Annotated in this window: 29 protein-coding genes and 1 tRNA gene; 23 read left to right on the plus strand and 7 right to left on the minus strand. The window is 66.4% G+C overall.

The features are described from left to right. Positions 1-162: 162 nt before the first annotated feature. The 5 genes from pstS to SMD14_RS01710 all read left to right on the plus strand — a co-directional run bounded on the left by pstS (position 163) and on the right by SMD14_RS01710 (position 4743). Complete coding sequence (gene pstS / locus SMD14_RS01690) at positions 163-1284, plus strand: phosphate ABC transporter substrate-binding protein PstS (RefSeq protein ID WP_321215094.1); 1122 nt, start codon at positions 163-165, stop codon at positions 1282-1284. Positions 1285-1390: 106 nt separating this feature from the next. Then, a complete protein-coding gene (gene pstC, locus SMD14_RS01695) occupies positions 1391-2323 on the plus strand; it encodes a phosphate ABC transporter permease subunit PstC (RefSeq protein ID WP_157239674.1) in 933 nt (310 codons plus the stop codon). Beyond that, positions 2324-3436 (plus strand): phosphate ABC transporter permease PstA, encoded by a 1113-nt coding sequence (gene pstA, locus SMD14_RS01700; protein ID WP_321215095.1) that lies wholly within the window; start codon positions 2324-2326, stop codon positions 3434-3436. Positions 3437-3515: 79 nt separating this feature from the next. Next, positions 3516-4295, plus strand: a complete 780-nt coding sequence (gene pstB, locus SMD14_RS01705; RefSeq protein ID WP_009357830.1) for a phosphate ABC transporter ATP-binding protein PstB — start codon at positions 3516-3518, stop codon at positions 4293-4295. Between the two features lie 169 nt (positions 4296-4464). After that, positions 4465-4743, plus strand: coding sequence for a hypothetical protein (locus tag SMD14_RS01710; protein ID WP_157239670.1), 279 nt, complete (start codon positions 4465-4467; stop codon positions 4741-4743). Between the two features lies 1 nt (position 4744). On the opposite strand, the gene SMD14_RS01715 is transcribed toward SMD14_RS01710, so the two are convergent. From SMD14_RS01715 to SMD14_RS01730, 4 genes are all read right to left on the minus strand, one after another. Next, positions 4745-5152: a hypothetical protein gene (locus SMD14_RS01715; protein WP_157239668.1), complete on the minus strand. Its 408-nt coding sequence runs from the start codon at positions 5150-5152 to the stop codon at positions 4745-4747. 202 nt (positions 5153-5354) lie between these two features. Then, positions 5355-6368: an inorganic phosphate transporter gene (locus SMD14_RS01720; protein ID WP_321215096.1), complete on the minus strand. Its 1014-nt coding sequence runs from the start codon at positions 6366-6368 to the stop codon at positions 5355-5357. Between the two features lies 1 nt (position 6369). Continuing rightward, positions 6370-6987, minus strand: a complete 618-nt coding sequence (locus SMD14_RS01725) for a nuclease PIN (protein WP_321215097.1) — start codon at positions 6985-6987, stop codon at positions 6370-6372. Between the two features lie 317 nt (positions 6988-7304). Continuing rightward, positions 7305-7964, minus strand: a complete 660-nt coding sequence (locus SMD14_RS01730) for a hypothetical protein (RefSeq protein WP_157239667.1) — start codon at positions 7962-7964, stop codon at positions 7305-7307. Between the two features lie 188 nt (positions 7965-8152). Between SMD14_RS01730 and SMD14_RS01735 the strand changes: the two genes are divergently transcribed. Continuing rightward, positions 8153-8225 (plus strand) — tRNA-Lys (locus SMD14_RS01735). Positions 8226-8333: 108 nt separating this feature from the next. Here the strand turns inward: SMD14_RS01735 and SMD14_RS01740 are convergent. Continuing rightward, complete coding sequence (locus SMD14_RS01740) at positions 8334-8741, minus strand: DUF302 domain-containing protein (RefSeq protein WP_321215098.1); 408 nt, start codon at positions 8739-8741, stop codon at positions 8334-8336. Between the two features lie 153 nt (positions 8742-8894). On the opposite strand from SMD14_RS01740, the gene SMD14_RS01745 reads away from it, so the two are divergent. The 5 genes from SMD14_RS01745 (at position 8895) to SMD14_RS01765 (ending at position 13068) form a co-directional block, all read left to right on the plus strand. Beyond that, entirely contained in the window at positions 8895-9923 is a 1029-nt protein-coding gene (locus SMD14_RS01745) for a LacI family DNA-binding transcriptional regulator (protein WP_321215099.1), read from the plus strand. A 97-nt stretch (positions 9924-10020) separates the two neighbouring features. Continuing rightward, positions 10021-10854 (plus strand): DUF4397 domain-containing protein, encoded by an 834-nt coding sequence (locus SMD14_RS01750; protein WP_321215100.1) that lies wholly within the window; start codon positions 10021-10023, stop codon positions 10852-10854. A 99-nt stretch (positions 10855-10953) separates the two neighbouring features. Continuing rightward, complete coding sequence (locus SMD14_RS01755) at positions 10954-11709, plus strand: class F sortase (protein WP_321215101.1); 756 nt, start codon at positions 10954-10956, stop codon at positions 11707-11709. Positions 11710-11759: 50 nt separating this feature from the next. Next, entirely contained in the window at positions 11760-12338 is a 579-nt protein-coding gene (locus SMD14_RS01760) for a sigma-70 family RNA polymerase sigma factor (protein ID WP_321215102.1), read from the plus strand. Beyond that, on the plus strand, positions 12325-13068 hold the full coding sequence (locus SMD14_RS01765; RefSeq protein WP_321215103.1) for an anti-sigma factor: 744 nt from the start codon (positions 12325-12327) through the stop codon (positions 13066-13068). Before SMD14_RS01760 ends, SMD14_RS01765 begins: the two co-directional genes overlap by 14 nt. A 19-nt stretch (positions 13069-13087) precedes the next feature. Here SMD14_RS01765 and SMD14_RS01770 read toward each other — a convergent pair whose 3' ends face one another. Further along, the gene (locus SMD14_RS01770; RefSeq protein ID WP_321215104.1) at positions 13088-14041 is read right to left on the minus strand and encodes an ANTAR domain-containing protein; all 954 of its coding nucleotides are present in this window, start codon (positions 14039-14041) and stop codon (positions 13088-13090) included. Positions 14042-14266: 225 nt separating this feature from the next. On the opposite strand from SMD14_RS01770, the gene SMD14_RS01775 reads away from it, so the two are divergent. The 12 genes from SMD14_RS01775 (at position 14267) to SMD14_RS01830 (ending at position 24628) form a co-directional block, all read left to right on the plus strand. Beyond that, on the plus strand, positions 14267-15793 hold the full coding sequence (locus tag SMD14_RS01775; protein ID WP_321215105.1) for an alpha-N-arabinofuranosidase: 1527 nt from the start codon (positions 14267-14269) through the stop codon (positions 15791-15793). A gap of 76 nt (positions 15794-15869) precedes the next feature. Then, the gene (locus tag SMD14_RS01780) at positions 15870-16454 is read left to right on the plus strand and encodes an HhH-GPD-type base excision DNA repair protein (RefSeq protein WP_321215106.1); all 585 of its coding nucleotides are present in this window, start codon (positions 15870-15872) and stop codon (positions 16452-16454) included. A 123-nt stretch (positions 16455-16577) separates the two neighbouring features. Then, complete coding sequence (locus SMD14_RS01785) at positions 16578-17582, plus strand: LacI family DNA-binding transcriptional regulator (protein ID WP_321216326.1); 1005 nt, start codon at positions 16578-16580, stop codon at positions 17580-17582. Positions 17583-17635: 53 nt separating this feature from the next. Further along, a complete protein-coding gene (locus SMD14_RS01790) occupies positions 17636-18187 on the plus strand; it encodes an isochorismatase family cysteine hydrolase (protein ID WP_321215107.1) in 552 nt (183 codons plus the stop codon). A 123-nt stretch (positions 18188-18310) separates the two neighbouring features. Then, on the plus strand, positions 18311-18613 hold the full coding sequence (locus SMD14_RS01795) for an urease subunit gamma (RefSeq protein WP_157239652.1): 303 nt from the start codon (positions 18311-18313) through the stop codon (positions 18611-18613). Positions 18614-18624: 11 nt separating this feature from the next. Continuing rightward, positions 18625-18963, plus strand: coding sequence for an urease subunit beta (locus SMD14_RS01800; RefSeq protein ID WP_157239650.1), 339 nt, complete (start codon positions 18625-18627; stop codon positions 18961-18963). After that, complete coding sequence (ureC, locus tag SMD14_RS01805; protein ID WP_321215108.1) at positions 18960-20702, plus strand: urease subunit alpha; 1743 nt, start codon at positions 18960-18962, stop codon at positions 20700-20702. Before SMD14_RS01800 ends, ureC begins: the two co-directional genes overlap by 4 nt. A 25-nt stretch (positions 20703-20727) precedes the next feature. Further along, on the plus strand, positions 20728-21207 hold the full coding sequence (ureE, locus tag SMD14_RS01810) for an urease accessory protein UreE (protein ID WP_321215109.1): 480 nt from the start codon (positions 20728-20730) through the stop codon (positions 21205-21207). A 169-nt stretch (positions 21208-21376) separates the two neighbouring features. After that, positions 21377-22030: an urease accessory protein UreF gene (locus tag SMD14_RS01815; protein ID WP_321216327.1), complete on the plus strand. Its 654-nt coding sequence runs from the start codon at positions 21377-21379 to the stop codon at positions 22028-22030. A gap of 41 nt (positions 22031-22071) precedes the next feature. Further along, positions 22072-22689 carry an urease accessory protein UreG gene (gene ureG, locus SMD14_RS01820; RefSeq protein WP_157239646.1) on the plus strand — a complete coding sequence of 206 codons (618 nt, stop codon included), beginning with the start codon at positions 22072-22074 and terminating at the stop codon, positions 22687-22689. Next, positions 22686-23543 (plus strand): urease accessory protein UreD, encoded by an 858-nt coding sequence (locus SMD14_RS01825; RefSeq protein WP_321215110.1) that lies wholly within the window; start codon positions 22686-22688, stop codon positions 23541-23543. The genes ureG and SMD14_RS01825 overlap by 4 nt, the downstream gene beginning before the upstream one ends. Next, a complete protein-coding gene (locus SMD14_RS01830) occupies positions 23543-24628 on the plus strand; it encodes a nickel transporter (protein ID WP_321215111.1) in 1086 nt (361 codons plus the stop codon). The genes SMD14_RS01825 and SMD14_RS01830 overlap by 1 nt, the downstream gene beginning before the upstream one ends. Positions 24629-24665: 37 nt before the next feature. On the opposite strand, the gene SMD14_RS01835 is transcribed toward SMD14_RS01830, so the two are convergent. After that, the gene (locus tag SMD14_RS01835) at positions 24666-25124 is read right to left on the minus strand and encodes a DapH/DapD/GlmU-related protein (RefSeq protein ID WP_321215112.1); all 459 of its coding nucleotides are present in this window, start codon (positions 25122-25124) and stop codon (positions 24666-24668) included. Between the last annotated feature and the right edge of the window lie 19 nt (positions 25125-25143).

Genomic DNA, 25143 nt, shown 5'->3' on the forward strand with positions numbered 1-25143 from the left:
TGTCAACCAATATCCCGCCGCCGTTAATCCTCCGTTAACCTTGGGCAGCCCATCCCGTTACCTGCGGACCCTAACTTCGATGAAGGTACAAAACGTACGCATCGCGCAGCAGGGTTCTCCGTCCCTGACCGCAACTGAAAAACCCTGGAAGGGGTACATCTAGTGAAGGCACTCCGCTTCGGCCGCCACGCGGCTATCGCTGTCATCGCAGCCGGCGCTCTCGCGCTTACCTCCTGCGGTTCAGACAACGCCACGAACACCTCGCCCACCGGCAACCAGGCCTCTTCCGGCCCCAAGGTCACCGGCACCCTGACCGGCATCGGCGCATCCTCCACCGGTGCAGCCATGGACGCGTGGAAGGCAGGCTTCGCCTCCGCAAACCAGGGCGCCACCGTGCAGTACTCCCCGGACGGCTCCGGCGCCGGCCGCAAGGCCATCATCGACGGCTCAGCCCAGTTCGCCGGTTCGGACGCCTACCTCAAGGACGAAGAGCTCGAGGCCTCCAAGGCCGTGTGCGGTCCCGACGGCGCCATCAACATCCCGGTCTACATCTCCCCGATCGCCGTGGCCTTCAACCTGCCCGGCATCACGGACCTGAAGCTGGATGCAACCACGGTTGCCAAGATCTTCCGCGGCGAAATCGCCAAGTGGAACGATCCCTCCATCGCCGCCCTGAACGAGGGCGTCAGCCTGCCGGACCTCAAGGTCACCCCGGTGAACCGCTCGGATGACTCCGGTACCACCACCAACTTCACCGACTACCTGGCCTCTGCAGCACCCGAGGTCTGGACGGACAAGTCCTCCGGCGTATGGCCTGCCACCCTGCAGGGCGAAAACGCCAAGGGCACCTCCGGTGTGGTCAAGACCGTCACCGACACCCCCGGCGCCGTGACCTACGCTGATGACTCAGCTGTGGGCGGCAAGCTCGGCACCGCCTCCATCAAGGTGGGCAGCGAGTTCGTCAAGATCTCCGCCGACGCCGCAGCCAAGGCCGTCGAGGCAGGCAAGGCCGTTGAAGGCCGTTCAGCCAACGACGTCGCCATCAAGCTGGACCGCAAGACCACCGCATCGGGTGCCTACCCGGTGGTGCTGGTTTCCTACCACGTGGTCTGCAGCGCCTACGACAAGCAGGAAACCGTTGACCTGGTCAAGGCCTTCGAAAACTACGTAGTTTCCGAGGAAGGCCAGCAGGCCGCCGCGGACTCCGCCAAGTCGGCCCCGCTTTCCTCTACCCTTGCAGAGAAGGCAACTGCGGCTATCGACTCCATCAAGGTCAAGTCCTAATAACCGCTCTGAACCCGGGTTCCCCGCCTGCCGAAAGGCAGTGCGGGGAACTTGGCATTGGACAACACATCTTTCCTGAATCAGCTACCAACCGAAGGGCCGTCGAATGACCGCCACCCCCCTGACAAGTACCCAAGGCGCCGGGCGCGCCGGGGACAAAATCTTCTCGGGCGCCGCGCTGGCCGCCGGCTGCCTCATTCTTGCCGTCCTCTTCGGCGTCGCACTCTTCCTGGTAGTGCAGGCAATCCCCGCGCTGACCGCGCCGGCCGACAAAATCCAGGGCGGCGCCGGCTTCTTCGCCTACATCTGGCCCATCGTGATCGGCACGCTTATCGCTGCGGTCATCGCCCTGGTCATTGCCACGCCCATCGCCATCGGCGTCGCCCTGTTCATCTCGCACTTCGCCCCCCGCGGACTCGCTTCCGGCCTCGGCTACGTGGTGGACCTGCTGGCCGCCATCCCGTCCGTCATCTACGGCGCCTGGGGTGCGGCCTTCCTGGCGAGGGAAATCTCGCCCGCCTACAACTGGCTGGCCGCCAACATGGGCTGGCTGCCGATCTTCCAGGGTCCGGCTTCCGCAACCGGCAAGACCATCCTGACCGCCGGCATCGTCCTGTCCGTGATGGTCCTGCCCATCATCACCTCCCTGTCCCGCGAAATCTTCCTGCAGACCCCCAAGCTGCACGAGGAAGCCGCGCTCGCCCTGGGCGCGACGCGCTGGGAAATGATTAAGATGTCCGTCCTGCCGTTCGCCCGGCCCGGCATCATCAGCGCCGTCATGCTCGGCCTGGGCCGTGCTCTCGGCGAGACCATGGCAGTCGCCCTGGTGCTGTCCTCCGGCGCCCTCACCGCCAGCCTGATCCAGTCCGGCAACCAGACCATCGCCGCCGAAATCGCCCTGAACTTCCCGGAGGCCAGCGGGCTCAAGGTCAGCACCCTCATCGCTGCCGGCCTGGTCCTCTTCGTCATCACCCTGGCCGTGAACATGATCGCGCGCTGGATCATCACCCGGCACAAAGAATTCTCGGGAGCCAACTAAATGACCTCCACGCTTACCCCTGTGCGCAGCAAGCGCTCGGCACTTACCAAAGGCCAGCTGCCCAAGTATGCGCCGTACGTCGTCCTTGCCGCAGCCCTGATCCTGGGTGCCGCCATCATGGCCCTGGTGGGCTTCAACCCCGTCGGCTGGGGCATCGTCTCGGCGTTGCTGTTTGCCATCGGGCTGGTGTCCTGGAGCGCAGCCGTGGAGGGCTCCCGCAAGGCAAAGGACAAGCTGGCCACCTGCCTGGTGGTGGGGTCCTTCCTCATCGCCCTGCTGCCGCTCATTTCGGTGATCTGGACGGTCCTGGTCAACGGCGTTCCCGGACTCCTCAACCCGGGATTCCTCACGACGTCCATGAACGGGGTCACCGGTGTCTACGACAACCGGGCCGCGGAGGAAGGCGCCCCGGTCCTGGGCGGTATTTACCACGCCCTTATCGGCACCATCCAGATCACCCTCCTGGCCACGGTCATCTCGGTGCCGGTGGGCCTGCTGACGGCCATCTACCTGGTGGAGTACGGCAATGACGGCCGGCTGGCCCGCGCCATCACGTTCTTCGTTGACGTCATGACCGGCATTCCTTCCATCGTGGCAGGCCTCTTTGCGGCGGCCTTCTTCTTCGCCATTGTCGGCCCCGGCACCAAAACCGGCGCCGTTGCCGCGGTCGCGCTTTCCGTTCTCATGATCCCCGTGGTGGTGCGTTCCAGCGAGGAAATGCTGAAGATCGTTCCCAACGAACTGCGCGAAGCCGCGTACGCCCTGGGCGTGCGCAAGTGGCGGACCATCGTCAAGGTTGTCATCCCGACGGCGATTTCCGGCATTGCCTCAGGCGTCACCCTGGCGATCGCCCGCGTCATCGGTGAGACGGCGCCCATCCTGGTCACCGCGGGCTTCGCCACCAGCATCAACTCCAACGTGTTCAGCGGCTGGATGGCTTCGCTGCCCACGTTCATCTACACCCAGATCCTGAACCCCACGTCGCCGGCCAACCCGGATCCGTCATCCCAGCGTGCCTGGGGCGCGGCCCTCGTGCTGATCATCCTGGTCATGGTCCTCAACCTTGGCGCCCGCCTGATCGCCCAGGTTTTCGCCCCCAAGACGGGCCGCTGACAGTTTCCAGCCCGCGTCCCTTCCGGTCCTATCCGCCGGAACCTAGACTTCAATTCATACCAGTTAGTGAAGGAACACCATGTCTAAGCGCATCGACGTCAAGGACCTGAACGTGTACTACGGCGATTTCCTCGCCGTAGAGGACGTCACCATCAACATCGAGGCCAAGTCCGTTACCGCGTTCATCGGACCCTCGGGCTGCGGAAAGTCCACCTTCCTGCGCACCCTGAACCGCATGCACGAGGTCCTCCCGGGGGCGCGCGTCGAGGGCGAGGTCCTGCTCGACGGCGACAACCTGTACGGCCCGGGCGTGGACCCCGTGACCGTCCGCTCGCAGATCGGCATGGTGTTCCAGCGGCCCAACCCGTTCCCCACCATGTCCATCCGGGACAACGTGCTGGCAGGAGTGAAGCTTAACAACAAGAAGATCTCCAAGGGTGAGGCCGACGTCCTGGTGGAACGCTCGCTGAAGGGCGCCAACCTGTGGAACGAGGTCAAGGACCGCCTGGAGAAGCCAGGCTCAGGCCTTTCCGGCGGACAGCAGCAGCGCCTCTGCATTGCCCGTGCCATTGCCGTGGAGCCGCAAGTGATCCTCATGGACGAGCCGTGTTCCGCGCTGGACCCCATCTCCACCCTGGCCATCGAGGACCTCATCAATGAGCTCAAGGACCAGTACACGGTGGTGATCGTGACGCACAACATGCAGCAGGCAGCCCGCGTCTCGGACCGCACCGCTTTCTTCAACATCGCAGGCACCGGCAAGCCAGGCAAGCTGATCGAGGTGGGAGACACGCACACCATCTTCAGCAACCCCACCCAGAAGGCCACCGAGGACTACGTCTCCGGCCGCTTCGGATAACCCGCCGTCTTTTTGTCCAGGCGCTCCACAGCCCGAGGAGGAACCCTTCCTGCTCGGGCTGTCGGCTGCCAGGGAGGACGCCAAGGAACTGCTGGCGGGGACTTGGGGAATTTAGTACGCTGGACTAGATACTTCGGGAGCTAGTAACTAGAAGAAATAGGAGCTTTCCTTGACGCAGACGGCAAACGGCCTCAGGGGCCATCATCCCAACGGGCCTGGAACCTTTGCCGATGGGGAGCACCTCTCTGCGGTCTGGCGCAGCAGTTCCTACCTGGAGAGCATCCAGTGGGAACTCGACGCCGCCCACGAGTCCCTCAGGGAAGCCGTCCAGCAGGCAGCCAGTTCCGGGGTGGACCACGGCGCGCTCCTCCAGGCGGCCAACATGACGTCCCAGGAACTGGAAGCGGCCCTGCTGGACGCCCCGCCAGCCTGGCCCACGGGGTTTTAGCCTACTCCGGCACTTCAAGCTGGAAGCCGCACCGGCAGCGCAGGACCCTCGTGGGCAGCGAAACCGCGTTGAGTCCCCCTCCGCTGTCGCTGCTGCGGTAGCAAAGCCGTTCGATCTCGAACTCGGCTTCCTCCATGGGAAACCCGCAGTGGATGTACTCGTCGCCGAACAGGATGACCTGGGCCATCCGGCGCACCTGGTGCAACGCCGCCGCCACATCCCGTGCATAGGCGAGGTGCTCCTGGAACAGCCCGCAGTCGTTGCAGGTGTAGCCAACGGTGACCAGGTCCCCGTTGGCTGCCCCCATCGCACTGATGGCGTGGATGGTCAATTGATGTTCGGTCCCGCAGGTTTCGCAGCGAAGCTGCCGCGGCTGGGGCAGGGAATGCCGGGGCCTCGAAGTAGACATGATGCCTGCTCTTTTCCGCGAGGTGCATCCATGCCGCCGATATGCTGCAGCAGCCCAGTCCGCGGCCCTGCACCCGGCGGCGGATGTCCGGCCCGGGAAAGCGAAAGTACGGGATTCCAGAACCTACTTTCGAATCTACGTCACCGTGATCAGCCTGTATAGGGCAATGAAGCCGCCGCATGAAGACATGGCACTACCAGGTTCAACCAGCCACCGGGGTGAGCGCCAAAGCCAGCACGAATGCCAGTGCAGCCGTGGCGGCGGGGGTGAGGACCCAGAGACCCACGATCCGGATCACCAGCTTCCGGTTGGTCACGGAAAAGTGCTGGTTCTCTCCCGCCCCGAGGACTGCCGAAGTCACCGTGTGCGTGGTGGACAACGGCCAATGGAGCGCAATGGAACCCACAAAAAGCATCACGGCGCTGAGAGTCTGGGCAACAGACCCGCGCAGCGGATCCACCCGGGTGATCTTGTACCCGATCGTGTGCGAGATCCGCCAGCCGCCGAACATGGTCCCGGCGGCAATCATCACCGCTGTCAGCAACATCACCCACAGGGGCAACGAGCCGCCGTCGGAATACCCTGCGGCCAACAGCGCCAGCAGCAGCACGGCGCTGACGCGCTGCCCGTCCTGTATGCCGTGCCCAAAAGCCACGGCCCCGGCCGCCACTGCCTGGCTTCGGCGGAAGCGGTGGTTGACCACATTGGGCTGGGTGTAGCGGGCCGCCCAGGTGGCCGGATACACCAGCATGAATGCGCCGCTGTAGGCGACGAGCGGGGACAGCACCAGTGGAAGCACAACCTGGAAGAGCAGGGACTGGTCCACCCCTCCGACGCCGGTGCCGCCCACCGCCAGGCTGGCCAGGCCGGCGCCGGCAAGGCCGCCCACCAAGGCGTGGGTGGATGAGGCGGGAATGCCCCGCCACCACAGCAAAATCCCCCATGCGCACGCGCTTGCCAGGCCGGCCACCAGGATGCTGAGGCCCTGCGGACCCGGAGGAAGGCTGATCCAGGCCCGGCTGATGGCCACAGCCAGCCCGGCGCTCAGCAGGGCGCCAATGAAGTTGAAGAAGGCCGCCAGCAGGACCGCGACGCTGGGGGTGAGGGCCCTGGTGCGGACGGCAAGCGCCACGGAGGTGGAGGCATCGCGGAAGCCGTTGAGGAAGGCGAACGCCGCGGACAGCAGGACCACCAAGCCGAAAATGACCGGCGTCACCTCAGGATTCCTTGACGATGAGGCTGCCCACCTGGGTGGCGATCCGCCGCATGTCCTTGGTGACTTCCACCAGCTGGTTGGCGATGTCCCGGTTGCGGGAATACTGCGCCCATTTCATGTCCGCGATCATGTCCGCCACCCATACGCGGTGGGTGCGTTCGGCGCGCTTGGTGAGGCGGAGGATTTCGATCCAGTAGTCCTCGAGGTCATCGAGGTTATTGAGCCGGCGCATTGCATCCACGGTCAGTTCGGCCTGCCGGCTGATGATCTCCAGCTGGTCGGCGGCCCGCTTGGGCAGCCGCTCCAGCTTGTACAGGGCCACCAGCTCTGCCGCCGCGTCCATCTTCTCCATCGCCTCGTTGAGGTAGCGGGAGAGCGCGTACATGTCCTCGCGGGGCAGCGGGTTCACGAAACTGGAGCGCATATGCGTCAGGAGGGCGAAGTGCAGCTCCGCGGACTTCGCCTCGTGGTTGTGCATGTCCTCTACCAGCTTGCCGTGTTCAGCAGCAGGGACGCCAAGAATTTCGGCCAGGGTGGCGGCAGCCAGCACAATCTGCTGGGCCAACTGCGAAAGGAGGTCCAGCCCGGCGGGCTCCTGGGGGAAAAGGCGCAGCTTCACGTGTTTACCGGTCTCCGGGGAAAAGTACGGGCGGGGTGTTGCTGCCGTGTGACTTGACTCCGGCGCGCAACTGAGCCAACTCTACCGGCCCGTAACTTGGTGCTTGGAAACAGGCCCGGAATGTCTGGGAAGACGGGCAGGAAAAGTGGCAGAAAAATGGTGCCGAACCGGATACGCCTCTCGGCGGTAGGCCGCTCTAGGCGGCTAATTGTTGAAGCCCGGGGGTTTCGCGGCTCGGCACCGATTTCAGTTTTCTACTTTGGCTGGCGCAAGTCAATCTTGACAGATTGGGCAAGGGCGGGGCAGGCAGGGCGGTCTCAGTCGAGTTCGCCCAGCCGCCACGCGTTCGCGGCATGTTCCAGGTCCTCAGCGGTCTTCACCAGCTGGTGCGAGTTTCGGGTGAGCTTGCTGGCGTGCGCTTCGTTGCCGTGCTCGGCGCCGTCGGCGATGGTTGCCTGGCCGAGTGCCACAACCCGGCAAAAGGCTGCGGAACGTTCCAGCGCGACGTCGAACTCGCCGTCGAACGCGCCGGAGAGGATGGCATCCGCCATGGCCCGCATCTCATCGGCGCCCGGTGGCTCGGCCGCTCCGGCCACCACGTTGGACACCTGGGCAGTGTCCTTTCCGGCCCGGAAGTACACCGAGATGCGCTCCGGGTCCTGGACCGTCGCAGCACGCAGGGCGTAGAGGCGCCACAACGCGCCGGGAAGCGAACGCGCGGGACTTTCGGCCCACATTTCCGCGATGGCTTCCAGCCCCTGCTCGTCGGCGAGCTTCACCAGGCGCTCAGTGACCACGGGATCGTCACTGTCGCGGCCGTGGCGGACCAAGGCCTGGGCCGCGAGGTGGGCCGCCTCCGAGACCCGCGCGGGATCCGCGCCCCCGGCAAAGGGCTCGAAGTCGATGGGAGCGAAGGGCTTGGGCTTATGGTGCCGGTTCGCGCCGCCGTAAGGACTGGATCCTGCTTGCTCACTCATGCCCCCACGCTACTCCTGTGCCAAGGCGGAAATCGAGCATCCGTGCTCCCCGGCCGTCGCGTGATTCCGGGCCGACAGCGGTTTGGCAGCGTCGTGCGAACGCGCCGGAACCATGGGTTAGAGTATTAACGTCCAGAAATGGACTAGGCCGTATTGGCCAGCGCCGACGGCGCTGAACCATTCGGCGGGGGCCTTTAGCTCAGTTGGTAGAGCATCGGACTTTTAATCCGTGGGTCGTGGGTTCGAGCCCCACAGGGCCCACTCTTTTAGCGAAGAGTGGAAACCCCCGGTTCCTTGCACCTGCAGGGAACCGGGGGTTTTTCGTTGAGTTCATGCCGGATCCGAGCATCAGCGCCCGGGACTGGCGGATTAGTCGCTCAAGGCGTCAAGGACTTTGCGCAGCCGGGCACCGGCGTCGTCGGCAACCTCTTTGACGGCCGGCGCAGCGCTAAGCCGGGCCATGGTCTGGGGGTCGATGGCCTCGACAGTGGTGGCTCCCGCGTCTTTGCTGCGGCGTACGACGACATTACAGGGCAGGAGCGCGCCCATTTCCGGCTCTGCAGCAAGCGCCCGGCTGGCCAGCGCAGGGTTGCAGGCGCCAAGGATGACGTAGTCGCCGACGGCCTCGGCGGCTTCGGTGCCAAGCTTGGCTTCGAAGGTGGACCGGACGTCGATTTCCGTGAGTACTCCGAAGCCCTGCGCTGACAGGGCATCCCGGGTGCGGTCCAGGGCTTCGGCCCATGGAAGAGCGATGGTGGTGCTGAGCGTGTACGTCATGATTCTCCTTGGGTGGGCTTGACAGTGAATGTGATCGGGCGAGGGAAAAGAAGGACTTCTCCATAGATCGGGTCTTCCGTCCAGCTTATACCCCCTGGGGTGTTTTTCTCCGAGCGGAAGCCGCAATCCTCTGCACGCAGGCAGAATAGGCACATGGCAAAAAGTAGCAAGGGGCGGATGCCGCGCCTTGAAGATGTGGCGGACAGGGCCGGGGTTTCCCACCAGACAGTCTCCCGGGTGATCAACAACCACCCCAATGTCAGCGGATCGACGCGCGCGAAGGTGGAGGCCGCCATCGCCGAGCTGGGGTACCGCCGGAATACCGCCGCCCGCAGCCTGGTCACCCGGCGCTCGCAGACCATCGGCGTCCTGGCCAGCGAGCTGTCCCAATACGGTCCGGCCAACACACTCCTGGGGGTTGAACAGGCCGCCCGGAACGCCGGCTATTTTGTCAGCATCGCAGCCCTCCGCGAGGTAGGCAGGGATGCCATTTCCGACGCCGTCAACCACTTCATGGACCAGGCCGTTGACGGAATTGCCGTGCTGGTGCCGCACGCCGACACCCTGCTGGCCCTGGAAGAAATGCGCCTGCCCGTGCCTGTGGTGGCGGTGGGGTCCCTTGGCAGCAGCAGTGTCAGCGGGGCCATGGTGGACCAGCGCCGCGGCGCCGAGCTCGCCGTAGAGCACCTGATCAGCCGGGGCCACCGCCGGATCGGCCATATCGCCGGACCGCAGGACTGGACGGACGGTTCAGAACGCGCCGAAGGCTGGCGCGAGGCACTCAGGGCTGCCGATCTGGCCGACGACCTCCTGGTGCAGGGCGATTGGAGTGCCGGCAGCGGGTATGAGGCAGGCCGGAAGCTCGCGGCCGACCGGACCGCGACGGCTCTCTTCGTGGGCAACGACCAGATGGCCCTGGGCGTGCTGCGCGCCTTCGCGGAAGCGGGGGTCCGGGTGCCCGACGACGTCTCCGTGGTGGGGTTCGACGACCAGCCGGAATCGGGGTACTTCACCCCGCCGCTCACCACGGTGCGGCAGGACTTCGAGGAGCTGGGCCGGCGCTGCATGGACATCATGCTTAAGGAGATCGAAGCCGGCGCCGACGTCAGCTCCACTGTGGTCACGCCGGAACTGGTCCTCCGGGCGAGCACGGCACCGCCCGCGCAACCGGAAAAATCCTGAACAAATTTCCATGCAAGTGCATCCAACCTTGATGCTGCGCCGGTAGTAGGGGTGTAAGCAAAAACGCCCGCGCAGCGGGCCGATCAAGGAGAAGGACATGCGCAACAGGATTTTTACAGCAGGCGCCGGTGTGGCGGCAATCGCGGCGGCCATCGCTCTCGCCGGCCCGGCCCACGCTGCGGAGGGGGACGCGCAGCTGTCCGTCCTCCACGGTGTACCGGGCTTGACCGTGGATGTCTGGGTCAACGGAGACCGGACCCTGGACGACTTCACTCCCGGCAGCCTTGCCGGCCCGCTGGCACTGCCGCCAGGGGCCTACGAACTCGCCATCACCGCCTCCGATGCCGCGGACGCGTCCGCGGCCGTCATCGGCCCGGTCAGTGTCACCCTGGCCGCCAACGGCAACTACACCGCAGTCGCCAACCTCGACGCAGCAGGCAAACCCACCGCCAACCTCTTCACCAACAACGTTTCCCGGATCGAGGCCGGCAAAGGCAAACTGACCGTCCGGCACACGGCGGCAGCTCCCGCCGTGGACGTCCTCGCCGGCGGTGCCGCCGTTGTTACCAACCTCGCCAACCCGAACGAACAGACCCTCACGCTTGACCCCGGCACCGTTTCGGCCGCAGTCGCTGCCACGGGAACCACGGCACCGGTGATCGGCCCGGCCGACGTCACGATCGCTGAAGGTACGCACACCATCGTGTACGCCTGGGGCAGCCTGGCGGACAAGAACCTCCAGTTGGCCGTCCAGACCATCGAGGGCCTGCACTCAGCTCCCGCCTCGGTGCCTGGAGCCCGTGACGGCTCCGGCGATGTTGCCTCGACTGGCCCGGCAGTACTCGCGGTCGGTTTCGGAGCGGCAGCGCTGGCCCTGCTCATCGGCGGCCTGGGCGTAGCCCGCACCGTGGCCGCCCGCCGGGCGGAGTAGACCCCGCTGACGGCCGCCCGGTGAAAGCCGGGCGGCCGTCCCCTTGTCCCATCAGATGCAGGTTCCCGCCCAGGCGCGGACGCAAGAAAGGCCGGACAGATGGACCCGATACAACAAGCCGGCAAGGCAGGCGCCGGCCCGGCCAATGCCGGACAGGTTAAGGCAATCACGACGAAGGCAGGGGAGTGCCGCCGTCGTCCTTCCGCTTTTTCTGTCGCCGGGCTCCTGTTCGCGGCCGCACTGCTGCTTCCCGGCTGCGCGGCGCAACCGGCCCAGCAGGCTCCAGCCTCCCCGCCGGCAGCCAGCCAGGCTGGCGCGACGAGTCCAGCCCAGCGGGAAAGCTCAGCCGCCGGGACTGCGCCGGTTCCGGAGATTCCGGTGCGGCCCGCCACTCCGGAATCAACGGCCGCGGAGCCTTCCCCGGTTTCGCTCACGGTGGCCGGGACTTCCATCGACATGCCCGTAGTTCCGGTGGGAGTTGCGGAGGGCGGGGCCATGGAAATCCCGGACGCCTTCGACCGGGCGGGCTGGTACCGGTTCGGCCCGGCCCCGGGAGCCGCGGCCGGTACTGCCGTCATTGCGGGGCACATCGACACGAAATCGGACACCGCACCGTTCTCGCAGCTGAAAACGGTGGCGGCAGGAACCCTGGTGCAGGTAGGGCGGCAGGGTGCCCCTGCCCTGAACTACCGGGTGGTCGGGGTGGAACTGATGGCCAAGGACAGGTTCGACGGAAGCTCCGTGTTCCGGCGCTCGGGCCCGCATGAACTCAAGGTTGTCACCTGCGGCGGCGAATGGCTGGACGAACGAATGGACTACAGCGACAATGTGATTGTCACCGCGGTCCTTGAGTGAGCGGTGATGCTGCCTTGAACCTCGCCACCGATGCCGCGAAGGAGCCACGTTTGGTACCTCCCGACCAGGCTTCGCGGGGTTGGGAAGATGAGCTCACACCCTCCTTCCTGGCCGGAGACGAACGCGCCCTGGCGGCCGCCTACCGTGAATTCGCGCCGCTGGTGCACACCCTTGCATTGCGTTCGCTGCCGGACCGCTCGGCGGCGGACGATGTTACCCAGGAGGTCTTCATCCGCGTGTGGCGCTCCCGGAGCACCTTCAATCCGCAGGTTGCGAGGCTTCCGGCGTGGATTGTGGGCATCACCCGGAATGTCATCTCGGACACCCTGTCCGCATCGGCCCGGGAAACGCGGAAAGCCCTCGCGGTGGCGGGAGCCGGCCTGGCCGACGAAGCCGGGAACGGCCTTGAAGACGCGGAACTCCTGGCGGACAGGATCCTCCTGGACGGGGAACTGGACAGGCTTGGCGAACCCCAGGGGTCCATCATGAAGCTTGCCTTCTACGATGACCTGACCCATGAGCAGATATCGCGGAAACTTGGCCTGCCCCTTGGTACCGTCAAAAGCCACATCCGCCGCAGCCTGTCGCACCTGAGAAACAGATTGGAGGTAAACCATGCCGCATCTTGATCCGGAAGAGTTGAGCCTCCTTGCCCTGTACGACGACTGGGACGACGGCGGCAGGGAGCACCTGCGGGTCTGCCCGGAGTGCGCGGCAGACTTTGCTGCGCTTCGCCGGGCGGTGGAGGCGGTAAAGACCACGCCGGATGCCGGCAGCCTCGAGCGCCCCGGCCCCCACGTGTGGGCCGGGATCCATCGGGAACTGGGCCTGTCCGGGTCTGTGCAGGAAGATCCGTTGGCCAGCGCCGGGCACAAGGCCGCGGCGGAGCCTGTTTCCCTGCAGGACAGGGCCGGAACCCGCCCGGCCCGGCGCGCAGCCTGGTGGCAGCGCCCGGGAACCTGGATGGCTGCTGCCGCGGCGGCCGTGCTTGTCACCGCAGGTGCTGTGTGGTCGCTCAACCAGGCGCCCCGGCCGCTTGCGGAGGCGGACCTGGCACCACTTGCCCAGTTCTCCGCCGCCGGTTCGGCAAAGGTGGTGGAGGCGGCGGACGGCTCCCGTGCCTTGGAGGTACAGCTCAGCAAGGACGAGGCGAAGGGCTACCAGGAAGTCTGGCTGATCGCCCCCGACCTTTCACGGCTGGTGAGCCTGGGCGTGATGAATTCCGAATCGGGGACCTTCCAACTGCCCGCCGGCCTGGAGCTCTCGGAGTACCCCATTGTTGACGTCTCTGACGAGCCCGTGGACGGCAATCCGGCCCATTCAAGCGTCAGCATCGCCAGGGGCACGCTCAAAACCTGAGCCGCCCCTGCCGCTCCGGCTAGTGGCCGAAGTGGGCGCGGGGCGGACCCTCGGGAAGCCGCTCGAGGATGTCCTCCGCCACCTGGCGCAGCTTGATGTTCCGGTGGCTGGACGCCTTGGCGAGGATGGCAAACGCCTCGTGGTAGGAGCACCGGTTCTGCGCCATGATCACTCCACAGGCGACATTGATTGATGTCCGGCTGTCCAGCGCCGAGCGCAGGTCGGTGGCCATGGACCTGGCGGAGTGGAGGCTGATGGCCACTCCCAGGCTGGGCGCGGCAAGTCCGGCGAAGGTGCGGGCTTCGGCGATGACCTGCAGCGGGAAAGCCTTGGCGTCCTGGGTGAAGAATGCCAGGGCCGCACCTATGTCCCCATCAGCGGTTCCGTCCGCAGCCCCACTGTCCGCATAACCGGTTGCCATCCGGAGCCGAACCCCCATCGCGCTGCCGAACCCTGCCAGCTGCAGCTGGGTGGAATACCGCGGCCACCGGAAGTCCCCGTTCCGCTGGAGCACCGCCACGGGATGGCCGCCTGACAGGATGTCGTTGACCGGGCCTTCCTTGGCTTCCTGCTCCCACTCCAAAACACGGACCACGTCGTCCGACGTGCCGGTGGCGGCTGGATTCCTCTTGGGCTGGCGCACCACCACCCCGCACTCGATCCGGATCCCCGTGGCCCGCACCACTGACCGGACGGCCGCGGCCGCCAGCAGGTCGAGGGATTCAATCAGGCTGGGGGTGCCGGTCACCAGGTCAAGCACCAGCCCATCCGGGGTGCCGGACTCCGCCGGCCTTCCAGGGACGGGCCGCGCCGGCGCCTGCCGCCGGTCCAGGCCCTGCCGGGAACGAAGAGGGCCGGCGACGGCTGGGGGAGAGGCCTTGGTCTCAAAGGCCTCCTCGTCGCCGGCCCCGCTTAATACCCGCGTCCGATGGACCGGGAAGCCTGCGCTTGCCTGCTGTGCGTGCATTGCCATCTCACACCCCCTAGTGAGCCAAGTACCAGGCCGGAACACGTCTTGTCTCTGTGAAGAAAGTAGTTCCGCCGCAGGTCCCGGCGAACGCGTAAGAGGTACCCGACTTTGAGATTAGGTACTACTTGGATTTTCGCCTCCACCACCAGCCTGTGCTTGACTCCTGCCGTCGCAGCACGAACAATGCTTTCTATAACGTTGTAAAAGGACGAAGACGAGGACGTTTTAGTGACCGCCACAGAATCAGCCGCAGCCAAAATCACCATGGATCCCTCCTTCGTGGCGGGTCCGGTCCGCCGGCGTACTTTCGGTGCCTTTGTTGAGCACCTTGGCCGTTGTGTGTATACAGGCATTTTCGAGCCGGACCACCCCAACGCCGACGGGGACGGGTTCCGCCGGGACGTGCTGGAGCTGACCCGGGAACTGGGGGTGTCCACGGTCCGCTATCCCGGCGGCAACTTCGTCTCGGGGTACCGCTGGGAGGACGGCGTGGGTCCGGCGGACCAGCGGCCTGTCCGGCTGGACCTGGCCTGGCACTCCACCGACCCCAACCTCGTAGGGGTGGACGAGTTCGCCAAGTGGTCCGCCAAGGCCGGCGTCGAGCCCATGATGGCCGTGAACCTGGGCACCCGCGGCACGCAGGAGGCGCTTGACCTGCTGGAGTACTGCAACATCGACGGCGGCACCACCTTCGCGGACCAGCGAAGGGCCAACGGCGCGGAGGGCGGCTACGGCATCAGGATGTGGTGCCTCGGCAATGAAATGGACGGCCCCTGGCAGATCGGGCACAAGAACGCGCTGGAGTACGGGCGGCTGGCAGCGGACACCGCCCGCGGCATGCGCATGATCGAACCGGACCTGGAACTTGTGGCATGCGGCAGCTCCGGACCCACCATGCCCACCTTCGGGGAGTGGGAACGCGTGGTCCTGTCCGAAACCTACGAGCTGGTGGACCTCATCTCGGCCCACCAATACTTTGAAGACTTCGGGGACCTGCAGGAACACCTCTCCGCCGGGCACCGGATGGAGGCGTTTATCCATGACATCGTCAGCCACATCGACCACGTGAAGTCCGTGAAGAAGTCCGCCAGGCAGGTCAACATCTCCTTCGATGAGTGGAACGTCTGGCACATGAGCCGCGACGAGTCCCGCGTCCCCACGGGCAGGGACTGGCCTGTTGCCCCCGTCCTGCTCGAGGACACCTACACGGTGGCGGACGCCGTCGTCGTTGGCGATCTCCTGGTCACCCTGCTCAGGAACACGGACCGCGTCCACTCGGCCAGCCTGGCCCAGCTGGTCAACGTGATCGCCCCGATCATGACCGAACCGGGCGGCCGCGCCTGGAAGCAGACCACCTTCCACCCGTTCGCACTCACCTCCCGCCACGCTTCCGGAACCGTGCTGCAGCTCGCCGTCGAATCCCCGCGGATCAGCGGGGGAAAGACGGCCGACTTTGCCGCAGTGTCCGCCGTCGCAACCTATGACGCCGAAAAAGGCGAAGCGGTTGTCTTTGCCGTCAACCGCTCGGCCACTGACGTGATTGCTTTGGATGCCGCGGTCTCCGGCCTCGGCAGCGTGCAGGTGGTGGAGGCGCTCACCTACGCGAACAAGGATCCGTACTGGCAGGCAACCGCCGACGACTCGACGTCGGTCCTGCCGGCCGAAAACGTCACGGTGAAGGCCGACGGCGGCCGCCTCACCGCCGAGCTCCCGGCCGTGTCCTGGTCTATGATCCGGCTGGCGGTGGGGCGCTAGCCTCCCGCCAGACTCCGGCCCGGCCGGGCCGGGCCGGGCCGGGCCGGCATGACGGCGGCGGCCCGCGGGTGGGAGGATGGACCGCATGGAATTGCACATCACAGGGGATCCCGCCGCGGACAAGTTGCTGAGCGAGGACGCCTTCGCCCTGCTGACCGGCATGCTGCTGGACCAGCAGGTGACCATGGAGTCCGCGTTCGCGGGGCCGGAGAAGATCAGGACCAGGATCGGGTCAATGAAACCCGAAGCCATCGCCGCGCAGGAGCCGCAGGCATTCGTGGAAATGTTCAAGGAACGGCCCGCCGTGCACCGCTTCCCCGGCTCAATGGCCGCACGCGTGCAGGCGCTCGCCGAAACGGTGCAGGACGAGTGGGACGGGGACGCCGCCGCCATTTGGACCAGGGGCAATCCGGACGGCGCGGAGGTGCTTCGCCGGCTGAAGGCGCTGCCCGGCTTCGGGGAGCAGAAAGCCAAAATCTTCCTGGCACTGCTCGGCAAGCAGTGCGGGCTGCAGGCGCAGGGCTGGCGGGAAGCTGCCGGGCACTACGGCGAGGAGGGCTCGTACCTCTCCGTGGCAGACATCGTGGATTCGGAGTCCCTCACCAAGGTGCGGGCCAGCAAGCAGGCCGCGAAGGCGGCTGCCAAGGCAGCAAAGGGCTGACCGGCCGCTCCCTCGCGGCTTAGCGCCGCAGCGTTGGCCCGCTGCAGCGCTGGTTGCGGCACCCCCGCCATCTTCTGCAACGATGTATGGCAGGAACTGGCGGAACCACACGAAGGAGCCATGATGGCGGTCACCATGAACGACGTTGCGAGGGCGGCCGGAGTGTCGCTCAAGACCGTTTCCAACGTGCTCAATGACTACGAGTTCATCCGGCCTGCCACCAGGCAGCGGGTCCTGGACGCCATCGGGGAGCTGGGCTATGAGGCCAACCTGACCGCCCGCAGCCTCCGGTCCGGGAAGACCAGGATGCTGGGGCTGGTCCTCTCCGACCTTTCCGCTCCCTACTATGCCGAACTGGCGTCAAGGTTGATGAAAGCGGCGTCCCGGCGCGGGTACCGGGTCCTGGTGGAACAGTCCGACGCCGCGGGCGAGGCGGAACTTAACGCCCTGCAGGGCCCGTTCCGCCAGCTCACCGACGGGCTGCTGTTCACTCCCTTGATGGTTGACGCGGACAGCATCGCCGCCCGCCTCGGCAAGAAGCCCCTGGTCCTGCTGGGCGAACACATCCTGGATCCCCGGTTCGACCTGGTCACCATGAAGAACGGGGAAGCGGCTGCAGCCCTGACCACCCACCTGCTGGCCGGCGGCCGCCGTCGGATTGCCGTGGTTGGTGCCCGCCCCGGGGAGTCCGCGGGCAGCGCCGGGCTGCGGCTCAACGGCTACCGCAAGGCGCTGGACGATGCAGGGATCCCGTTTGATCCGGCACTGATCGCGCCCTGCGAGTGGCGGCGGGACGGCGGAGCGGCGGCCGTGGCCGGGCTCCTGGACAGCGGCGTGAAGTTCGACGCCGTCTTCGGCCTGAACGATGTCCTCGCCTTGGGAGCCATGCACGAGCTGCTGATCCGCGGCGTGCGGGTTCCGCAGGAGGTGGCCGTGGCGGGCTTCGACGACATCGACGAGGCCCGGTTCGCCGCACCCTCGCTGACCACCGTCTCGCCCGGCATGGAGGAAATTGCGGAACGCTCCATCGGCCTGCTCATCGACAGGATCGAGGGGCTGGCCACGGAGGAACAGGGTGTGCACATCGAGGCCGGCTTCCAGTTGAAAGTCCGCGAGTCGGCACCGTAGGGGTTGTACCTTGCCGAGGTTTCGCCGGCAAGCCACGGGGTACGTTTCAGGACATGATCGCACTTCTTGTCATCGACATGCAGAACGCCTACTTCGAGGCGCCCGAACTTGCCGCGCAGCAGGAACAGTTGGTGGCCTCCTGCAACCGGCTGCTGGAGGCCTTCAAGGCGAGCGGCCACAAGGCCCTGATGGTGGGGACGGAGCACGAGCTGGACAAGTCAACCTGGACGCTGAACATGCTCGACGACGACCAGGGCTTCGTTTTCCGCGGCACCGGGCAGGCCCAGGCAGTGCCGGGGCTCGCCCTCGACGGCCTGCCCCAGCTGAACAAAACCCGGGACAGCGCCTTCGTGGGCACCAACCTCCTGTCCCGGCTGCGCAACTGGGGCGCGGACGAGGTGGTCCTCGCCGGAGTCTCCACCCACAACTGCATAGCCCAGACCGGCGCCGACGCCTTCGCCCACAACATCCGGGTCACCTACGCCAAGGACGCGATGGCCTCCGAGGACAGCCAGGACGCCGCGGACATGCTGCGCATCCTCTCCGCCAGCTACCGACAGCCCGTCCAGTCCACCGAGGAGATCCTGGCCCGGCTCACCACGTGAACCACCTGCCGCCGGTGTCTTGCCTGGACTGGAGAGCCGCCCATAACAAAGCCGTAACGTAGCCGAAACGTCCGCCGCCTACTGTAGGTCCCACGCCGTCCGCTGGCTGCCGAAGGGACCCTCATGCATTTGATGCCACGTGAGCAGGAAAAGCTTCTGATCGTGGTGGCCGCCGACCTTGCGCGCCGCCGCCAGGCCCGCGGACTCAAGCTCAATTACCCGGAAGCCGTGGCCATCATCAGCTACGAACTGATCGAGGGCGCCCGGGACGGCCGTACCGTCGCGGACCTCATGAGCTACGGGACCACCCTCCTCCGCCGCGAGGACGTCATGGAGGGCGTGCCCGAAATGATCCACGACGTGCAGGTCGAGGCCACCTTCCCCGACGGCACCAAGCTCGTCACCGTCCACGATCCCATCCGCTGAAGGGGCAGGCCATGATCCCAGGAGAATACGTCCTCCGCCCGGAGCCCGTGACGGCAAACGCAGGGCGGACGGCGATCGAGGTCGCCGTGACCAACACCGGCGACAGGCCCGTCCAGGTGGGCTCGCATTTCCACTTTGCCGAAGCCAATGCTGCCTTGTCCTTCGACCGGGAGGCCGCCTACGGCCGGCGCCTGGACATTCCCGCAGGCACCGCAGCGCGCTTTGAACCTGGGGACTCCCGGAGCGTGCGGCTGATCGAACTGGCCGGGCGCCGCGAGGTGTTCGGGCTCAGCAACGCTGTCAACGGAAAGCTCGACGGCGGCACCCGCCCGGAAGGGGACGTCCAGTGAGCTTCGAGATCCCACGCCGGCAGTACGCGGACCTGTACGGGCCCACCGCCGGGGACAAGATCCGCCTGGCGGACACCGAGCTGTTCCTCGAGATCGAACAAGACCTCACCGTCTACGGCGAAGAGGTGGTGTTCGGCGGCGGCAAGGTGATCCGCGACGGCATGGGCCAGAACGGCCAGGCTGTCCGCGATGAGGACATCCCGGACACCGTGATCACCAACGCCGTGATCCTGGACTACACCGGCATCTACAAAGCGGACGTGGCACTGAAGGACGGGCATATCTTCCGCATCGGCAAAGCCGGGAACCCGCAGATTACCGACGGCGTCACCATCACCCTCGGCGCCAGCACCGAAATCATCGCCGGCGAACGCAAGATCCTCACCGCCGGCGGCGTTGACACCCACATCCACTTCATCTCCCCGGACCAGGTCCCGACGGCGCTGGCGAGCGGCGTGACCACCATGATCGGCGGCGGCACCGGTCCGGCCGAAGGCACCAAGGCCACCACCGTGACGCCCGGGAAGTGGCACATCCAGCGGATGCTGCAGGCGGCCGAGGGGTTCCCCATGAACATCGGCCTCTTCGGCAAGGGCCACGCGTCCGCCGTCGAACCCCTGGCCGAGCAGATCCGCGCCGGCGCCATCGGACTCAAGGTCCACGAGGACTGGGGTGCCACCACCTCCTCCATCGACACCTCCCTGAAGGTGGCGGACGAGTACGACGTCCAGGTGGCCATCCACACCGACACCCTGAACGAGTGCGGGTTCGTGGAGGACACCATCCGCGCCATCGACGGACGCGTCATCCACACGTTCCATACCGAGGGTGCCGGCGGAGGCCATGCCCCGGACATCATCAAGATCGCCGGCATGCCCAACGTCCTGCCGGCCTCCACCAACCCCACGCTGCCCTACACCCGGAACACCATCGAAGAGCACCTGGACATGCTGATGGTCTGCCACCACCTCAACCCGGACATCCCCGAGGATGTGGCCTTCGCCGATTCCCGGATCCGTGCCGAGACCATCGCGGCCGAGGACGTCCTGCAGGACCTCGGCATCTTCTCCATCACGTCGTCGGACTCCCAGGCGATGGGGCGCGTTGGCGAGGTGATCACCCGCACGTGGCAGGTGGCGGACAAGATGAAGAGGCAGCGCGGTGTCCTGGAAGACCCCCGCGCGGACGGCTCCGCCGGCACCCACGGCAGCGCGGGCAGCGACAACTTCCGGCTCAAGCGCTACGTTGCCAAGTACACGATCAATCCCGCCATCGCCCAGGGGATTGCTGACTCCGTGGGCTCGGTGGAGGTGGGCAAGTTCGCCGACCTGGTGCTGTGGGACCCGGCCTTCTTCGGCGTCAAGCCCGAGCTTGTCCTCAAGGGCGGCCAGATCGCCTACGCGCTGATGGGGGACGCCAACGCCTCCATCCCCACGCCGCAGCCGCGCACCATGCGGCCCATGTTCGGGGCGTTCGGGAAGGCGGTGCAGCAGTGCTCCATCACCTTCCTGTCCAAGGCAGCCATCGACGCCGGTGTTCCCGGGGAACTCGGGCTGGAGAAGGTCATCCGGCCTGTCTCCGGCATCCGGTCGCTCACCAAAGCCGACCTGAAATATAACGACGCCACCCCGGACATCCAGGTGGACCCGGAAACCTACCAGGTGACGGTCGACGGCGAAGACGTCACCTGCGAGCCGTCCGACGTGCTGCCCATGGCCCAGCGCTACTTCCTCTTCTGATTTCATCCAAGCCCTCGGAGACCCAGTGATCATCGACAAAGTCCTCGGCAACCTGCACGAACTGCCGGACCCGCACACCTACGCGGGCGTGCACCAGGAAAAAGTGGTCCTCCCCAGCGCCCAGCTGGTCAAACGGATCCAGCGCGCGACGACGGACCACGGCAAGGAGATCGGCATCCGGCTGCCGTCCGGCTCCGGAGACCTGCGCGACGGCGACATCCTGCACGTCGAAGGGTCCAACATGATCGTGGTGTCCGTCCTGCCCACCGACGTCCTGGTGATTGCCCCGCGGAGCATCTCCGAAATGGGCGTCGTGGCCCACTCCCTGGGCAACCGGCACCTGCAGGCACAGTTCTTTGATGCTGCCTCGGAGTACGGGGCCGACGTCATGGTGTGCGCCTACGACCACACCGTCGAGGACTACCTCCGCCACAATGCCGTGCCCTACTCCCGCCAGGAACGCGTCATGCCTGTGCCTTTCCGCCATGCTGAACACTCGCACTAGTTCCAGCGTCACCTTGGGTACGGCGGCGGGTGAAGGGGGCTGTGCCCGTCCCCGGGCGCTCCCAACCCTCGCAAGCTCGGGCCGGGTCCCTCGCGCCAGTGGGCCCCCCGCGCGGCCCGCCACGCCGCAGCCCCCTTCACCCGCCACCGCCAGCGTCGGCAGTTACCAGCTGGCGCTCGCGCAGCTTACTGACTCGGCGCTTCCTACCGGGGCGTTTGCTCACTCTCTTGGTTTCGAGGGGTACATCGAGCGGGAGCTCGTGCTTGATGAGGGGTCTTTTGCGGTGTGGCTCGGTGCTTTTATCGGGCAGCAGTTGACGTACTCGGATGGGTTGGCTGTCCGGTTCCTCTATGAGGGGGTTGATGTTCTTGAGCTTGATGCCCTGCTTTCCGCCTGTCTTTTGCCGCGGCAGGTTCGGGAGGCTTCCGTCAAGATGGGGACCCGGTTGCTGGAGATCGGGGCGGAGGTCTTTCCCTCGGCGGAGCTGGAACTGTACCGGGACCTGGTGACCACCGGCAGGGCCGCCGGGCACCAGCCGCTGGCGTTCGCCGTCGTCGCACGTTCGCTGGGAGTGCCGCTGCAGGAGGCGCTCGCCGCCCACCTTTTCGCCACGGTCACGTCCCTGACGCAAAACGCCGTCCGCGCCATCCCGCTGGGCCAGAACGCAGGCCAGCGGCTGCTTCGGAAGGCGGCCGACGACGTTGCTGCCGCCGTCGAACGCATCCCGCACCTCACGCCCGACGACTTCGGGGCCGTGAGTCCCGGACTGGAAATTTCGCAAATGCGGCACGAACGCCAACGTGCCCGGATGTTCATGAGCTAACCGTGCCTTTAGGTACTGTGCTTTCAAATTCAGGAGGAACCATGGCTGAACCCATCAAGATCGGCATCGGCGGACCCGTCGGGGCGGGCAAGACCCAGCTCGTGGAGCGCCTCACCCGGCACATGAGCGGGGAGGTCTCCATGGCCGCCATCACCAACGACATCTACACCATCGAGGACGCCAAGATCCTCGCCGCCAACGGCATCCTCCCCGTGGACCGGATCATCGGCGTCGAAACCGGCGGCTGCCCGCACACCGCCATCCGCGAAGACACCTCCATGAACACCGCCGCCATCGAGGAACTCAAAGCCCGGCATCCGGACCTGCAGGTCATTTTCGTCGAATCCGGCGGCGACAACCTCTCGGCCACCTTCAGCCCGGAACTCGTCGACTTCTCCATTTACATCATCGATGTGGCCCAGGGCGAGAAGATCCCCCGTAAGGCAGGCCAGGGGATGATCAAATCGGATCTCTTCATCATCAACAAAACCGACCTCGCGCCGCACGTTGGGGCGGACCTCGCCGTCATGGAGCGGGATTCCAAAGAGTTCCGCGGGGCCAAGCCGTTCTGCTTCACCAACCTCAAGACCGACGAAGGGCTCGACAAGGTCATCGATTGGATCCGGCACGACGTCCTGATGCTTGACCTGGCGCAATGAGCACGACGGCGGTCGGGTCACCGATGGGCCGGCTTGAGTTGGGCGTCAGTCTGCGGGGCGGCCGGTCGGTTGCCGCGCGCCAGTTCCACGAGGGCGCCTTACGGGTACTTCGGCCGCACTACCTCGATGACTCCGGGCAGGTTTGCTATGTCGTCGTCAACCCTGGCGGGGCGTATCTTGGGGCGGATCTCTTTGTGCTTGATGTCGAGGTCTGTGAGGGTGCTGACCTGTTGCTGACCACGCAGTCCGCCACCAAGGTCTACCGGACTCCAGGGTCCTTTGCCGAGCAGCGGATGGCTGTCCGGCTGGGGGAGGGGGCCCGGCTGGAACTGGTGCCGGACCAGCTCATTGCCTACCGGGAGGCCAGCTACCGGCAACGGACGCACATTACTGTCCGGCCGTCGTCGTGCCTTGTCATGGCCGAGGTGGTGACGCCGGGCTGGTCTCCGGACGGTGCAGCCTTCCGGTACAAGGAAGTGCGGCTGCGGAACGAAATCCACGTTGAAACTGAAGGCGCCACCCAGTTGCTGGCGCTGGACAACCTGCTCATCCGGCCACCGTCGGGGGATGTCACAGTGCTTGGCTTCATGGAAGGCTTCAGCCACCTCGGGTCGCTCATCGTGGTGGACCCCCGCGTGGACCAGGCGCTCGCGGATGAGCTGCACGGCACCACATCCAACACTGATGCCCTGACCGGCATCTCCCTCACCCGCACAATCGCCGGCACCACGGGCCTGGTCCTGCGCTCGTTGTCGAACAGTACCGGGGAACTGAACCGCCACCTCGGGGCCTGCATCGCGCTCCTCCGGGAGCGGTGGCACGGGCAGGGACCACTGGACCTGAGGAAACACTGATGACGGCCCTCGGCAACATCACCACGCTGTACCGGGAGCGGGAAGCGCTGCCGCTGCGGACCCGCCTGCTGTGGATGTTCGGTGCCGTGGCCGCGCTGCATGCGGCCGCCGTCGTGCTCCTGCTCGCCGGGAACGCAGGCAAGGCAGGCGGAACCGGGGCACAGGCACTCACGTGGGGGCTGGTCCTGACCGCCTACCTCTCCGGCGTGAAGCACAGCTACGACTGGGACCACCTCGCGGCCATCGACAACTCCACCCGCAAATTCGTGGCGCAGCGGCAGGACCCGGTGAGTGTCGGGTTCGCGTTCAGCCTCGGCCACAGCTCCGTGGTGACGCTGGCCGGCGTGCTGGTGCTCGCAGGCGCCGCGGTGGTGGGGGAGTTCATGCAGGAAGGGTCCGCCGGGAACCTGGTGCTCGGGCTGGTGGGCAGCGGCGTGTCCGGGCTGTTCCTGCTGGCCATGGGCCTGTTCAACGGTTCGGCGTTTGCCCGCTCGGCCCGCGCCTACCGCCGGGCACGGACCGGGGCCGCGATCAATCCGCAGGACCTCGCGCCGCAGGGACTGGTTGCCCGCCTCCTGGCGCGACCGCTGGCCAGGGTGCGGCGGCCGCGGAACATCTATGTCATCGGCTTCCTGTTCGGGTTGGGCTTTGACACCGCCACCACCGTCGGACTGCTGATGATCACGACGGCGGCGTCGCTGGCCGGGGTGCCCGCGTTCGCCTTGCTGGCGCTGCCCCTCGCGTTCACCGCCGCCATGACCCTGTGCGACTCCCTCAACGGGATGGCCATGATGCGGATGTACCGTTCGGCCCTCGACGATCCGCAGCGGAAACTCGGCTTCAACGCCCTCGTCACCGGAATCTCGGCGGTCTCCGCCCTGTTTGTCGCGGTCATCACCCTGGGCGGCTTCGCCAACACAGCCTTCGCGCTGGAGGACCCCTTGACTGTGTGGCTGGGATCCGTTGACCTGGGCGACGCCGGCCTGCTGCTGGTGGCCCTGCTGCTGGCCGTCTGGGCAGCAGCAGCCCTGAAAGCACCGACGCAGGCAAAGCGGATGCAGGGCCGGCCCGCCCCCGGACCCTAGGCGGGTGCCGGCGCGACGGCCCGTGCGGCAGGGCGGCTCAGGCGGCCACCCGGCCCCTGCCCTTGGCGTGCGTCCGGCTCTTCCCGGGAACTGGGCGGTGTCGTTTTCCATGGGGCCCGGACAGGACCTGTCCGCCGTCGGGCACCGTTGCGTCCGCTTCCAGACGGGCGCCGTGCTCAATCGTCACGCCGGAGCCGATCCGGGAATGGCTCCCGATGTGCACCCGGTTACCCACGACGGCGCCGCGGCCAATGCGCACACCGTCGCCGATCACCGTCCGCTCGCCCACTGTCGCGTCGCGGTCAATCCAGCTGCCGTGTCCGATCCGGCACCCCGGCCCGATCCGGGCGCCGCCCTCCACGTACGTCATGGCGCCAATCCGGGCGCTCTCGGCCACAACGGCGCCGGGCCCAACAAGCCCGCCGCCGTTGGCATGCCGGACGTACCGGGTGACCTTCCCGGCGTCGTCTTCCACTGATACAAACTTCGCGGTCATTCAATCCCTCGTTCGAATG

It is taken from the genome of Pseudarthrobacter oxydans (assembly GCF_034258515.1).
Classification (GTDB): Bacteria; Actinomycetota; Actinomycetes; order Actinomycetales; family Micrococcaceae; genus Arthrobacter.

Coding starts and splice junctions, on each gene's coding strand:
- SMD14_RS01730 (WP_157239667.1), bottom strand. CDS start 7,964: ATGAGTGAGCAAGCAGGATCCAGTCCTTACGGCGGCGCGAACCGGCAC.
- SMD14_RS01780 (WP_321215106.1), top strand. CDS start 15,870: ATGGACCGCATGGAATTGCACATCACAGGGGATCCCGCCGCGGACAAG.
- SMD14_RS01715 (WP_157239668.1), bottom strand. CDS start 5,152: ATGTCTACTTCGAGGCCCCGGCATTCCCTGCCCCAGCCGCGGCAGCTT.
- SMD14_RS01835 (WP_321215112.1), bottom strand. CDS start 25,124: ATGACCGCGAAGTTTGTATCAGTGGAAGACGACGCCGGGAAGGTCACC.
- pstC (WP_157239674.1), top strand. CDS start 1,391: ATGACCGCCACCCCCCTGACAAGTACCCAAGGCGCCGGGCGCGCCGGG.
- SMD14_RS01770 (WP_321215104.1), bottom strand. CDS start 14,041: ATGGCAATGCACGCACAGCAGGCAAGCGCAGGCTTCCCGGTCCATCGG.
- SMD14_RS01800 (WP_157239650.1), top strand. CDS start 18,625: ATGATCCCAGGAGAATACGTCCTCCGCCCGGAGCCCGTGACGGCAAAC.
- SMD14_RS01790 (WP_321215107.1), top strand. CDS start 17,636: ATGATCGCACTTCTTGTCATCGACATGCAGAACGCCTACTTCGAGGCG.
- SMD14_RS01750 (WP_321215100.1), top strand. CDS start 10,021: ATGCGCAACAGGATTTTTACAGCAGGCGCCGGTGTGGCGGCAATCGCG.
- SMD14_RS01765 (WP_321215103.1), top strand. CDS start 12,325: ATGCCGCATCTTGATCCGGAAGAGTTGAGCCTCCTTGCCCTGTACGAC.
- SMD14_RS01745 (WP_321215099.1), top strand. CDS start 8,895: ATGGCAAAAAGTAGCAAGGGGCGGATGCCGCGCCTTGAAGATGTGGCG.
- SMD14_RS01795 (WP_157239652.1), top strand. CDS start 18,311: ATGCATTTGATGCCACGTGAGCAGGAAAAGCTTCTGATCGTGGTGGCC.
- SMD14_RS01825 (WP_321215110.1), top strand. CDS start 22,686: ATGAGCACGACGGCGGTCGGGTCACCGATGGGCCGGCTTGAGTTGGGC.
- SMD14_RS01830 (WP_321215111.1), top strand. CDS start 23,543: ATGACGGCCCTCGGCAACATCACCACGCTGTACCGGGAGCGGGAAGCG.
- SMD14_RS01755 (WP_321215101.1), top strand. CDS start 10,954: ATGGACCCGATACAACAAGCCGGCAAGGCAGGCGCCGGCCCGGCCAAT.
- SMD14_RS01785 (WP_321216326.1), top strand. CDS start 16,578: ATGGCGGTCACCATGAACGACGTTGCGAGGGCGGCCGGAGTGTCGCTC.
- SMD14_RS01740 (WP_321215098.1), bottom strand. CDS start 8,741: ATGACGTACACGCTCAGCACCACCATCGCTCTTCCATGGGCCGAAGCC.
- pstB (WP_009357830.1), top strand. CDS start 3,516: ATGTCTAAGCGCATCGACGTCAAGGACCTGAACGTGTACTACGGCGAT.
- ureG (WP_157239646.1), top strand. CDS start 22,072: ATGGCTGAACCCATCAAGATCGGCATCGGCGGACCCGTCGGGGCGGGC.
- pstA (WP_321215095.1), top strand. CDS start 2,324: ATGACCTCCACGCTTACCCCTGTGCGCAGCAAGCGCTCGGCACTTACC.